Source organism: Leeuwenhoekiella sp. A2 (assembly GCF_047946655.1).
Lineage (GTDB): Bacteria > Bacteroidota > Bacteroidia > Flavobacteriales > Flavobacteriaceae > Leeuwenhoekiella.
Map to the genome: position 1 here is coordinate 2,419,802 of NZ_CP172311.1, position 12,394 is coordinate 2,432,195.

General features: G+C 38.2%; 14 protein-coding genes. 11 read left to right on the top strand and 3 right to left on the bottom strand.

The annotated features are described in order from the left end of the window. Nucleotides 1-26: 26 nt before the first annotated feature. A complete protein-coding gene (nadE, locus tag ACH3PA_RS10695) occupies nt 27-815 on the bottom strand; it encodes an NAD(+) synthase (protein WP_416444410.1) in 789 nt (262 codons plus the stop codon). A gap of 140 nt (nt 816-955) precedes the next feature. On the opposite strand from nadE, the gene gldB reads away from it, so the two are divergent. The 3 genes from gldB to ACH3PA_RS10710 are packed head-to-tail and all read left to right on the top strand — an operon-like array spanning nt 956 to nt 2,591. Further along, on the top strand, nt 956-1,885 hold the full coding sequence (gene gldB, locus ACH3PA_RS10700; RefSeq protein WP_416444408.1) for a gliding motility lipoprotein GldB: 930 nt from the start codon (nt 956-958) through the stop codon (nt 1,883-1,885). Then, on the top strand, nt 1,885-2,223 hold the full coding sequence (gldC, locus tag ACH3PA_RS10705) for a gliding motility protein GldC (RefSeq protein WP_416444406.1): 339 nt from the start codon (nt 1,885-1,887) through the stop codon (nt 2,221-2,223). The genes gldB and gldC overlap by 1 nt, the downstream gene beginning before the upstream one ends. Next, complete coding sequence (locus tag ACH3PA_RS10710; protein ID WP_416444404.1) at nt 2,223-2,591, top strand: GTPase; 369 nt, start codon at nt 2,223-2,225, stop codon at nt 2,589-2,591. Before gldC ends, ACH3PA_RS10710 begins: the two co-directional genes overlap by 1 nt. Here ACH3PA_RS10710 and yihA read toward each other — a convergent pair. Then, nucleotides 2,588-3,196, bottom strand: coding sequence for a ribosome biogenesis GTP-binding protein YihA/YsxC (yihA, locus tag ACH3PA_RS10715; protein WP_416444402.1), 609 nt, complete (start codon nt 3,194-3,196; stop codon nt 2,588-2,590). The genes ACH3PA_RS10710 and yihA overlap by 4 nt on opposite strands. A 9-nt stretch (nt 3,197-3,205) precedes the next feature. Beyond that, entirely contained in the window at nt 3,206-3,970 is a 765-nt protein-coding gene (locus ACH3PA_RS10720; protein WP_416444400.1) for an alpha/beta fold hydrolase, read from the bottom strand. A gap of 250 nt (nt 3,971-4,220) precedes the next feature. Between ACH3PA_RS10720 and mraZ the strand changes: the two genes are divergently transcribed. Genes mraZ through murD form a run of 8 tightly spaced genes read left to right on the top strand, consistent with a single transcriptional unit; the run spans nt 4,221 to nt 12,388 of the window. Then, complete coding sequence (gene mraZ, locus ACH3PA_RS10725; protein WP_416444398.1) at nt 4,221-4,694, top strand: division/cell wall cluster transcriptional repressor MraZ; 474 nt, start codon at nt 4,221-4,223, stop codon at nt 4,692-4,694. Further along, on the top strand, nt 4,681-5,577 hold the full coding sequence (gene rsmH / locus ACH3PA_RS10730; RefSeq protein ID WP_416444396.1) for a 16S rRNA (cytosine(1402)-N(4))-methyltransferase RsmH: 897 nt from the start codon (nt 4,681-4,683) through the stop codon (nt 5,575-5,577). The genes mraZ and rsmH overlap by 14 nt, the downstream gene beginning before the upstream one ends. A gap of 4 nt (nt 5,578-5,581) precedes the next feature. Then, nucleotides 5,582-5,899 (top strand): FtsL-like putative cell division protein, encoded by a 318-nt coding sequence (locus ACH3PA_RS10735; protein WP_416444394.1) that lies wholly within the window; start codon nt 5,582-5,584, stop codon nt 5,897-5,899. Nucleotides 5,900-5,906: 7 nt separating this feature from the next. Further along, on the top strand, nt 5,907-7,898 hold the full coding sequence (locus ACH3PA_RS10740) for a penicillin-binding protein (protein WP_416444392.1): 1,992 nt from the start codon (nt 5,907-5,909) through the stop codon (nt 7,896-7,898). Beyond that, complete coding sequence (locus ACH3PA_RS10745) at nt 7,895-9,358, top strand: UDP-N-acetylmuramoyl-L-alanyl-D-glutamate--2,6-diaminopimelate ligase (RefSeq protein ID WP_416444390.1); 1,464 nt, start codon at nt 7,895-7,897, stop codon at nt 9,356-9,358. Before ACH3PA_RS10740 ends, ACH3PA_RS10745 begins: the two co-directional genes overlap by 4 nt. A 37-nt stretch (nt 9,359-9,395) precedes the next feature. Further along, nucleotides 9,396-10,628 carry a phospho-N-acetylmuramoyl-pentapeptide-transferase gene (gene mraY, locus ACH3PA_RS10750; protein WP_416444388.1) on the top strand — a complete coding sequence of 411 codons (1,233 nt, stop codon included), beginning with the start codon at nt 9,396-9,398 and terminating at the stop codon, nt 10,626-10,628. Nucleotides 10,629-10,678: 50 nt separating this feature from the next. After that, on the top strand, nt 10,679-11,050 hold the full coding sequence (locus ACH3PA_RS10755) for a four helix bundle protein (protein ID WP_416444386.1): 372 nt from the start codon (nt 10,679-10,681) through the stop codon (nt 11,048-11,050). After that, a complete protein-coding gene (gene murD / locus ACH3PA_RS10760) occupies nt 11,051-12,388 on the top strand; it encodes a UDP-N-acetylmuramoyl-L-alanine--D-glutamate ligase (protein ID WP_416444384.1) in 1,338 nt (445 codons plus the stop codon). The last annotated feature ends 6 nt before the right edge of the window (nt 12,389-12,394 follow it).

A 12,394-nucleotide genomic window follows, 5' to 3' on the forward strand; every position in this document is an offset into this window, starting at 1 on the left:
TGTAAATATAAAGGACAAAAGCATAGTTATTTAAGATTAGATGGAATCTCGCACACTGGTATTGGCAGCATTTTATGCTTATTTGACGTATTGAATACCTTGAAGATTTCCAAAACCTGTCTCTCACGACCATAAAAGTCTGATGCTTTTTTGCCAGATTGATCCATTGTCATAGCCCATTCTAGCTCGTCATAACTTGCACCTATTTGGTCTTCATCACTTCTGTCATCTGCCCATAACCCGTCAGAAGGTTTTGCGATATGAATGCTGTTAGGTACTTCAAGCACTTTAGCAATTTCATAAACTTCAGATTTCATAAGATCTGCTATTGGGCTTAGATCTACTCCGCCATCTCCATATTTAGTATAAAAACCTACGCCAAAATCTTCTACTTTATTTCCTGTCCCGGCAACAAGATAATTATGCAAACCGGCAAAATAATAAAGCGTGCTCATTCTTAATCGCGCCCTGGTATTTGCGAGTGTAAGGTTTAATTCACCACTATCTGCTGCAGCTGGTAATGCGCTTTTAAGTGACTCAAAAGTATCTGTAAGATTAACGCGTACATCGCTTACATTAGCAAATCTCATTTTTAACTGTGCAATATGCTCTTGAGCTCGCGTTACGTGTGAGGGTGGCTGGTGTATAGGCATCTCAACACAAAGAGTGCGTAGTCCTGTTTTGGCACAAAGGCTTGAGGTTACCGCGCTGTCAATACCGCCGCTAACTCCTACAACAAAGCCGCTTATGTTAGCGTTAATTGCATAGTCTTTCAGCCAGTTTACGATATGGTCTATAACTTTTTCTGTTTGCATAGAGTCTTATTTTAATGAATTGTAAATACTACCTTTGCGGCGCAATTTTCTTATGGATGGTGAAAATACTAAATTTTAAAAATTTTGGCTTGAAAGCGTGCCACTTTACGCGATTTTTTTGTGTGTTTTGCCTGATTTTTTTGATCGCTTTTGTATCCTGCAATGAAGATAAACAAGTTCCTGAAGAAATTGCAAAAATTCATGTAAATCTACAGCTGGAACGATTTGATCGTGAGTTTGCAAGTGCAGACACAACAGGTCTGCCGCAGTTGATAAAGAAGTACCCTTATTTGTTCCCAGAGCGCTATGATACTTCATTTTGGGAGAAGAAATTAAATGACACGCTGCAAAATGAACTTAATAATGAGGTTGAGCAAAAGTTTCCTGACTTTAATGAGGAAATGGAAGAGCTTGATCTCTTATATAAACACATAAAATACTATTTCCCTAAAACGACCCTGCCTACCGTTGTTACCATTACGTCAGACGTAGATTATCACAATAAGGTTATTCTGGCAGATTCACTTTTAATAGTAGCCCTTGATACCTATCTGGGCAGTGATCACAGGTTTTATAAAGGTATACAACAATTCTACTCGCAAAACTTTAATAAAGAGCAGATACCGGTAGATGTAGCCTCAGCTTTCGCGAAAAAATTAATAAAGCGTCCTGCAAAACGTCGGTTTTTAGACGAAATAATATACCAGGGAAAACGACTTTATATTATGCAGGAGTTGCTTTCGCTTAAAGCGAATAATGAAATAATCTCATACACGCCAGATCAGTTAGAATGGGCAGAAGAAAATGAGGTTAATATATGGACATACTTTGTAGAGCGCCAGTTACTTTTTGAAACAGACAGTAAATTGCTGGAGCGCTTTATAAACCCGGCACCATTTTCTAAATTCTATCTGGAGTTTGATAATGATTCCCCACCGCGGTTAGGAAGATATATAGGATGGCAAATCGTGAGCTCTTACATGAAAAAAAATAATGTACCTCTGCAAATGCTTTCGGGCAAAACGACAGATGAAATTTTTGAAAACGCAAAATATAAACCAAGTAAATAATGGCAGATACTATAAAAACACAGATTCAACTTAATGTAGAACTTGATGAAAATCGAGTTCCGGAAAATATAAGCTGGAATGCTCCTGATGGTGGTGTGCACAATGAACCTGCAAAGGCGATTATGCTTTCACTCTGGGATCACAAAAAGCAAGAAGCTGCAAGAATTGACCTGTGGACGAAAGATATGCCGGTAGATGAGATGAAGGTTTTCTTTCATCAAACTTTAGTAGGTATGGCAGAAACCTTTAACCGCGCTACAGGTGATGAGAAAATGACCGCTACAATGCACGATTTCTGTGAGTATTTTGCAGAAAAGCTGGAGATCAAGAAAAATTAATGCAGAGAGAAAAACTTCTCTTTGTATATAATGCAGAAGCGGGCGTTGCAAATGGGCTGGCAGATACTTTACATAAGCTGCTCAAACCAGAAACATACGCCTGCTCTCTTTGCAAAATAACGCATGGCTTTTTAGGTGAAAAGAAACTCTGGAAGGATTTTAGAAAGAAATCTGGTTACACGATGGAGTTTTATCATAAGCAGGAGTTTCAGAAAGCGTTTGCTTCTAAATTTCTGCCACACTATCAATTTCCTGTAGTTCTTGTGGTTATGAATGATGCAATAGAAGTCTTAATTCATCCTCATGAATTAGATACACTTATGAATTCTCGACAGTTGATCACTAGGATTAAAGAAAGACTTGCTTAAGCTTCTTTAAGCTGCTCATTGATGTCGCCTATGTAATTGAGAATTTCATCCTTGCCAGAACCGTGAGCTGCGCTGCTTACAAAATAATTCGGCATTTCTTCCCAGGCTCCTTCAAGTAAAGATTGTTTATAGGCTTCAATATTCTTTTCAAGTGCTTTGGGCTTCAGTTTGTCAGCTTTAGTAAAAATAATAGAAAAAGGTATTTGACTTTCTCCCAGATATTGGATGAACTCCCGATCTATAGGTTGAGGCTCATGCCTGCAGTCTATTAGAACAAAAGCAGAAACAAGTTGCTCTCGCTCTTCAAAATAATTAGTGATAAATTTTTGAAATTCCTTCTTAGCTTTTTTAGAGACTCTTGCGTAACCATAACCGGGTAAATCTACCAGATACCAGTTCTTATTGATCAAAAAATGGTTGATTAATTGCGTTTTTCCTGGTCTGGAGGAGGTTTTTGCTAGATTTTTACGATCTGTTATCATGTTGATAAGTGATGATTTACCTACATTAGATCGTCCTATAAAAGCATATTCTGGCAGCCTGTCTTGCGGGCACTTTGCCACACTTGAATTGCTTACTAAAAATTCTGCCGATTTAATTTGCATAGCTTTCGCTTAAAAATTTCGTTTTTTAAGCCAATTATGGAAAATTTGATTGAATTCCTCCGGTTTTTCCATCATCGCGGCGTGGCCGCATTCATCTATCCAGAACAGGTCAGAATCAGGTAAAAGCTTATTAAAATCTTCTGCAACTTCTGGAGGAGTAACGTTATCATTTTTACCCCAGATTATGCATGTAGGAGTAGGCATGTGGGGAAGATCCTGAGCCATGTTATGACGAATGGCACTTTTGGCTATAGCCAAAGTTTTTAAAAGTTTATTGCGATCATTAACGGTGTTGTAAACATCATCTACAATTTCTTTTGTTGCTATCTTAGGATCGTAAAATACATCTTCTGCCTTTTTGCGGATATATTCATAATCACCACGTTTAGGATAGCTTTCTCCCATAGCGCTTTCATAAAGACCAGAACTTCCGGTAATTACAAGAGCCTTCATCACTTTAGGATAAAGTTTTGTGTGGTAAAGGGCAATGTGCCCTCCCAGAGAATTACCCAGTAAAATAACTTCCTTATAACCTTTAAATTTTAAAAAGTCATTGAGGTATTTTGCAAAGGTTTTAACTCCGGTTTTTATAAGTGGAGTAGAGTAAATAGGCAGCTCAGGGATGACGATCTTGTATCCCACTTGTGAGAAATAATCTGTAACACCATCAAAATTACTTAGCCCGCCCATTAGGCCGTGAAGGATAACGATTGGGGTTCCCTCACCGGCTTCTAGATAGGTAAATTTACCTTCGGTTTTTAATTCGTGCTTCATAGTTGGTCAGCAACAGGCTTGGTGACAAATATAGACATTTACACCTAATTGAATCACTTAATAACGGGAATCAGGTTCAAGAAGTACTAGTAAACTTATAATCAATCATTGACCTCAAAACCTAATTGTTGATAACTACAGCTTTAATCAACAAGTGGGGTGATTTATCAACAAAGTGGTAGAAAGTGGTAAAATGTGGTAATAAATTCTCTATATTTGAATTTGTAAATGCTAAAATCTCAATTCTTCCTTGCTCAATTTTACCGGGACATATGAATGTAAAGTAGATGCCAAAGGTAGGCTCATGGTTCCCACTGCTTTAAAGAAGCAGTTGGCTCCGGTTCTACAGAATGGTTTTGTGCTAAAGCGGTCATTGTTTCAGAATTGTTTAGAGTTGTATCCTATGACAGAGTGGGAAATATTGATGCAAAAAATCAATAAACTCAATCGCTTTGTAAAAAAGAATAACGATTTCATCCGCAAGTTTACCGCGGGCGTTAAAATTGTTGAGGCAGATTCGTCTGGTCGTTTGTTAATCCCAAAAGATCTTGTGGGTTTTGCGGCTATAGATAAAGAGATTGTTTTAGCGTCTCAGGTTAATATTATAGAGATCTGGGATAAGGACAAATATGAGCAGGCTATAGATGTTGATGCAGATGATTTTGCATCGCTTGCAGAAGATGTGATGGGAGATCAAATAGAAATACCTGATGGATTATCATAACCCGGTTTTACTAAAAGAAACTGTTGATGGACTCAATATTAAGCCAGACGGCGTATATGTTGATGTCACATTTGGTGGTGGTGGTCATTCTCGAGAGATTTTAAGCAGGTTAGGAGAGAATGGGAAGTTGTATGCTTTTGATCAGGATCAAGACGCTCTTTTAAATAAAATAGATGATGAGCGGTTTACGCTTATTAATGAGAATTTTAGGCATATAAAGCGCTTTTTGCGCTTTTACGGTCTTTCTCATGTAGATGGAATTTTAGGTGATTTTGGTGTGTCTTCACATCAGTTTGACGTTGCAGAGCGTGGTTTTTCAACACGTTTTGAAGCTTCTCTCGATATGCGGATGGATCAAAATAGCAAGCTGTCTGCTTATCATGTGGTAAATGAATATGCTGAAGGTGATCTGGCAAGTGTTCTTTTGCAATATGGCGAACTGCGAAGTGCTCCTAAAATTGCGAGAACAATAGTTTCTAAGCGAAAGGATAATGCTGTAAAAACAACAGATGAGCTTAAGGAGATTTTGAGTCCTTTTTTGCCAAAGAACAGGGAGAATAAAGTTTTAGCTCAAGTGTATCAGGCTATTCGCATAGAAGTTAATCAGGAATTGGCGGTGTTGAAAGAGTTTTTGCAACAAACGGAGCAGCTTTTGAAACCCGGGGGCAGGTTGAGTTTAATCTCATATCATTCTCTTGAGGACAGGCTTGTTAAGCGATATATGCGTAACGGTCTTTTTGAAGGGGAGCCTGAAAAAGACATGTTTGGCAATTTTACCGTTCCTTTTAAAAAGGTGAACGGTTTAATAGTTCCCTCTAAAGAGGAGATCAAATTAAATAACAGAGCGCGCAGTGCTAAGTTAAGAGTGGCAGAGCGCATTTAATATAATGAAAGAAGGTATTTATCATATTCTCAAGGGGAAGTTTCTCATCAGTGATGATGCGATCAAGAACTGGCGTATGATAATCTTTCTGTCTGTGCTGGCAATTGTGATGATTGCGAGTTCGCACAGTGCAGATAAAAAAGTACATAAGATCTCAAAGTTGAGCTCAGAAGTAAAAGAACTGCGCAGCGAGTTTGTAGACACGCGGCTTGCAGTACGGCGGTTAAAAATGGAAAGCGCTATTACACGGCGCATTTCGCCACAAGGCATAAAACCATCACAAGTTCCGCCTAAAAAAATTAAAGTAAAAACAAAAGAGTAAAGTTCTAATGGCAGTAAGCGAGAAGGACATATTAAACCGGATGTATTTTGTGGCAGGAGGTATGTTCATCTTCGCCTTCTTCGTCGCGTTTAAACTCATCAATATTCAGTTCGCTCAAGGCGAAAAATATAAGGAGTTAGCAGAGGCGCGTACAGAGAAGATGTTTGATATTCCTGCAAACCGCGGTAACCTATATGCTGGTGACGGTAGTTTGCTTGCTACTTCTGTGCCTAAATATGAGATAAGGTTTGACGCTTTGGCTCCTAAAGCTGAAGATTTTGAAGCTAATATAAAAGATCTGGGTAAAGGTCTTTCAAGACTTTTAGGTAATACGCCGTCGTACCACATAGACAGGCTGCGTAAAGCGAGAGCAAATCACAATCGCTATTTATTTATTGGTAAAAATATTGGATATTCTAAATATCTGGAGATAAAATCACTTCCATTATTTAATAAAGGCCCTTATAAAGGTGGTATTATTTCAGAGCAACATACGGTAAGAGAGCATGCCTTAGATAAAATCGCTGAGCGTACTATTGGTTATGTGCGTAAAGATGAGGCGGGTCATAAAACCCGTGTGGGACTTGAAGGCGCTTTTGATAATTATCTTGAAGGAACTGAAGGGAGAAGATTAAAGCAACGCATAGGTAAAGGCCAGTGGAAACCCATTGGCATAGATAACATTGTTGAGCCTCAGGATGGCTATGATGTTATTTCTACAATAGACGCAAATATTCAGGATATAGCACATCATTCTCTGCTTGAAGCTTTAGAGCACTTTGAAGCTGATCACGGTTGCGTGGTTGTTATGGAAACGAAAACCGGTGAAATAAAAGCTATTTCTAATCTGGGTAGAACTGAAGACGGTAAATATTACGAAGATCGCAATTATGCGGTTTATGAAGCTGCTGAGCCGGGATCTACTTTTAAGTTAATGGCCATGGTTGCTGCGCTTGAAGATAAAGTAATAGACAGCAGCACGGTGGTAGATACAGAAAACGGCCGGGTAAAATTTTACAATCGCACAGTTTACGATTCGCACTGGGGTGGTTACGGTAAGATTTCTGCTGCAAAAGCCTTTGAGCTTTCTTCAAATACGGCTTTCGCCAAATTGATAAACGGAAGTTATAAAGATGATCCTAAACGTTTTTTAAAGCGTCTTTATAATATGGGTCTTAATGAGAAATTGGGTCTTTCTATTAAAGGAGAAGGCAACCCCAGGTTTCCTTATCCCGGTGATAAGAACTGGTACGGTACAACTTTGCCCTGGATGGCCTTTGGTTACGGTGTAGCTATAACGCCCTTGCAAACACTTACTTTCTACAATGCGATAGCTAATGATGGGGAGATGGTAAAACCTCGATTTATAAAAGAGATCAAAAAGTGGGATGTTTCGGTAGAAAAGTTTGAAAAAGAAGTTATAAATCCGGCGATCTGTTCAAAGGAAACAATAGCTAAGGTTAAAGACATGATGAAGCATGTTGTAGAGCGGGGAACGGCTAAAAATATTTATACTCCGGCATTTTCTATGGCGGGCAAAACAGGAACCTGTCAAACCGAATATTGGATAGAACCTAACCGATATATCGCTTCATTTGCCGGTTATTTTCCTGCAGATAATCCTAAATATTCGTGCATTGTTGTCATTCATAAGCCTAAGAAAAGTATAGGGTATTATGGTAATATCGTTTCTGCGCCCGTGTTTAAAAAGATCGCGCAAAAAGTATATACAGATACGCCGGTTGTAGATGAGGTAAAACTTGCAGATGAGAATACATCTTCGATAAATACAGATTTTGAGAATTTCTATACAAAAGCTCAAAAGAAATACAGCACGGTGCCAGATGTAAAAGGGATGAGCGGTATGGATGCTGTGGCTCTGCTTGAGAATTTAGGGCTGAAAGTGAAATTTAGCGGTACAGGGAAGGTGAAGAATCAGTCACTAAAACCTGGCGGAAAAGTAGAAAAGAATCAACAAATCATACTTCAGTTATCTTGATACAGTTAAAAGACATATTGTATAAAGTATCACTAGAATCTGTAGTGGGAAGTACGGCTATTGCCGTGCGTGAGATTCAATTTGACTCGCGTAAGATCGGGATGGACGATGTTTTTGTCGCTGTGCGAGGGACAAAATCTGATGGTCATGATTATATAAAAACGGCCGAAAATAAGGGTGCTTTAGCCATTATTTGTGAAGAATTACCCGATAATTTTGTTAATGGTATTACTTACGTACAAACTATAGATACAGCTTCGGCTTTAGCTATTATGGCTTCCAATTTTTATGGAACCCCGTCTCAAAACCTCAAGCTGGTTGGTATAACCGGCACTAATGGTAAAACCACTATTGCTACTTTATTGCATCAATTATTTACTAAAGCAGGTTTTAAAGCGGGTTTACTTTCAACAGTAAAAATTCTGGTAGGTGATAAAGAGCATCCCGCAACGCATACGACGCCAGATCCTCTTACGATAAATAAGTACTTGCTGGAGATGAACGAAGCTGGTGTAGAATATTGCTTTATGGAAGTAAGTTCTCACGGTATTCATCAAAAACGCACACAAGGTTTAGAATTTGCAGGTGGGGTTTTTACAAATCTTACACACGATCATCTTGATTACCATTCAAGCTTCGCAGAATACAGGGATGTGAAAAAATCTTTTTTTGATAATCTGCCTAAGACTGCTTTTGCAATTTCAAACATAGACGATAAGAATGGGCTGGTAATGCTTCAAAATACTAAAGCGCGCAAGCTTACTTATGCTTTAAAATCATTTGCAGATTATCACGCGCAGATTTTAGAGAATCAATTTACAGGATTGCTTTTAAAGGTGCAGGAGCATGAAGTTTGGGTAAAATTGATAGGTTCTTTTAACGCCTATAATGTACTTGCTATTTACGCTGCCGCAGAAGAATTAGGTCTTGATAAACTTGAGGCTTTACAGTTACTAAGTGAACTGGAAAGCGTTAGCGGCCGGTTTCAATATTTTATTTCGCCATCAAAAATCACAGCAATTGTAGATTACGCACATACACCAGATGCGCTTAAAAATGTGCTGGAAACAATTAATGATATCCGTACTAAAAATGAGCAACTTATTACTGTTGTGGGTTGTGGCGGAGACAGAGATAGAACAAAGCGCCCAAAAATGGGACATATCGCTTCAGCTTTAAGTACACATACAATTTTCACCAGTGACAATCCTCGTACTGAAGATCCTGAGACTATTATAAAAGAAATTGAAAAAGGAGTAGAACCACAGAATTTTAAAAAAGTGGTTTCTATCACAAACCGCGAGCAGGCAATTAAATCGGCATGTCAACTCGCAAATGAGAATGACATCATTTTAATCGCCGGGAAAGGACATGAGACGTATCAGGAAGTTAATGGCAAGCGTACAGACTTTGATGATTATAAGATTGTACTTGAAACCTTGAAGAAATTAAATAAATAAAGACGTTCCCAGATCACGTGGGAAACAAATTACAGACATGCTATATTACCTTTTTAATTATCTGGAAAAAACATACGGCCTCCCGGGAGCCGGATTGTTTGGGTTTATATCCTTCAGAGCTGCAATGGCGATATTGTTATCACTGGCAATTTCTACAATTTGGGGTAAGCGCATAATTCTTTATCTACAGAAAAAACAACTTGGCGAGTCTATAAGAGACCTTGGTCTTGAAGGTCAGGTAGAAAAAGCCGGTACTCCTACAATGGGTGGTATTATTATAATTATGGCAACGCTCATACCGGTGCTGCTTTTTGCAAAGCTTGATAATATTTATGTAATTCTTTTAATTGTCACAACACTGTGGATGGGAGCAATTGGTTTTCTGGATGATTATTTAAAGATCAAGCAGAAAAATAAAGATGGTTTACATGGTAATTTTAAAATCGTAGGTCAGGTAGGGCTTGGGATTATTGTAGGCGTTACGATGTTTTTTCATCCAGATGTTACTATTAAAAAAGAAATTATAAATCCTAAATACAGTCAGGAGAAAATAACGCAGAATTCTGTGGGTGAATTTAATTCTGAAGAAAAAGCTTTAACTACCACCATTCCATTCACTAAAGACAACGAGTTTGACTACAGCCGGCTGATAGGTTGGTTAGGTGAAGACTATGTAAAATACGCGTGGTTAATTTTTATTCCCATAGTGATTTTCATTGTTACCGCGGTTTCAAATGGTGCCAATCTTACTGACGGTATCGACGGACTAGCAGCGGGATCTTCGGCTATTATTGTGCTCACTTTGGGCATTTTTGCATGGGTTTCGGGCAATATTGTTTTCAGTGATTATCTCAATGTAATGTACATCCCGCGTACCGGCGAGATGGTAATTTATATCACTGCGTTTGTGGGGGCCTTGGTAGGTTTTCTCTGGTACAACACCTACCCGGCGCAGGTTTTTATGGGTGATACCGGGAGTCTTACAATTGGCGGAATAATAGCTGTCATAGCTATCGCAATACGGAAAGAATTATTGATACCTGTTTTATGCGGAGTTTTCTTTATGGAAACACTATCGGTAATGATGCAGGTGAGTTGGTTTAAATATACCAGAAAGAAACATGGAGAAGGAAGACGCATTTTTTTGATGTCGCCTTTACATCATCATTATCAAAAACGCGGAATACACGAAAGTAAAATCGTCACCAGATTCTGGATTATCGGCATTTTACTGGCAATTATCACCATTGTAACACTAAAAGTGAGATAAAATGATTGGCGATTTAAGATTGCAGAATGAAGATTTATAAATGATTAATAATGCAAGAGGTAATAAAAAAACGCACTAAAAGAATTGCTGTTGACTGTGGTTTGCTCTGTAGAGAAATTCCAAGAGATAGGACTTTTGACGCTTATTGCCGACAATTAATTAGAAGTTCTGCTTCAGTTGGAGCGAATTATCGTGCTGCTTGCAGGGCTAAATCTAACAAGGATTTTCTGAACAAGTTGAAAATTGTGGAAGAAGAGGCAGATGAAAGCATGTATTGGTTAGAAATTTTAATGGAGTTAGGAAATAAAGAGATACAAGAATTAAAAAGGTTGCATAAAGAAGGAGATGAACTAGTAGCTATAACCGTTGCGTCAATTAAAACAGTTCGCAATCGAATAAATTATAAATCTAATCAATCGTAAATGTGTAAGCGTTTGGTTGTGCTAGGAGCGGGAGAATCAGGTGTTGGTACAGCTATTTTGGGTAAGAAAAAAGGTTATGAAGTTTTTGTTTCAGACTTCGGAAAAATAAAAGAAACCTATAAAGACGTTCTTTTAAATATTGGAATTGAATGGGAAGAGCTAGGTCATAACGAGGATATAATTCTCAATGCAGACCTGGTGATGAAGAGTCCGGGTATACCAGACAAAGCGCCAATTGTAAAAGCGCTTAGAGCGAAAAATATTCCTGTGATTTCTGAAATTGAATTCGCATCAAAATATACAGATGCGACCTTAATAGGAATCACCGGGAGTAATGGTAAAACAACTACCACGATGCTTACTGCTTTTATATTGCAACAAGCAGGTATAAAGGCGGCAGCTGCCGGTAATATAGGTGACAGTTTTGCAAAAATGGTGGCAGAGAATGATCAGGATGCGTATGTGCTTGAGATAAGTAGTTTTCAGCTTGACGGGGTTATAGATTTTGCACCACACATAGCGGTTATAACTAACATTTCACCAGATCATCTTGACAGATATGATTACAAATTTGAGAATTACATCGCTTCAAAATTTCGCATAGCGATGAATCAGACAGAAGATGATTATTTGATCTATGATGCAGATGATGAAGTAATAACAAACTGGTTAAAAGAGCATCCTGTAAAATCACAGCTTTTACCATTTTCAGTTTCAAAAGAAATAAAACAAGGAGCCTATTTGGCTAACAACGAGATTATACTAACAACAGGTAATAAAAAATTTAATATGTCAACAACAGATCTTTCTTTAAAAGGTACGCATAATGCTAAAAATGCTATGGCGGCGGCTACGGTATCACGGTTGTTAAACATTCGTAAAGCCACAATAAGAGAGAGTCTTGAGGGTTTTCAGGGTGTAGAGCACAGACTTGAACATGTTTTAAAGATCAACAACGTTGAGTACGTCAATGACTCAAAAGCTACAAATGTAAATGCTACTTTCTATGCGCTAGATAGTATGACAACCCCCACAGTTTGGATTGTAGGAGGAGTAGATAAAGGGAATGATTATCATGATCTTTTCCCACTTGTGAATGAAAAGGTGAAAGCTATTATCTGCCTGGGCGTAGATAACAAAAAGCTTATGGATACTTTTTCTAACATGGTAGAAGTTATTATAGAAACACAATCTATAACCGAAGCTGTAAAGATCGCATACAAACTCGCTCACAAAGGCGATAGCGTTTTGCTTTCTCCTGCTTGTGCAAGCTTTGACCTTTTTGAAAATTACGAAGACAGAGGGCGTCAGTTTAAAAATGCAGTGCGCAATCTATAAACAAAT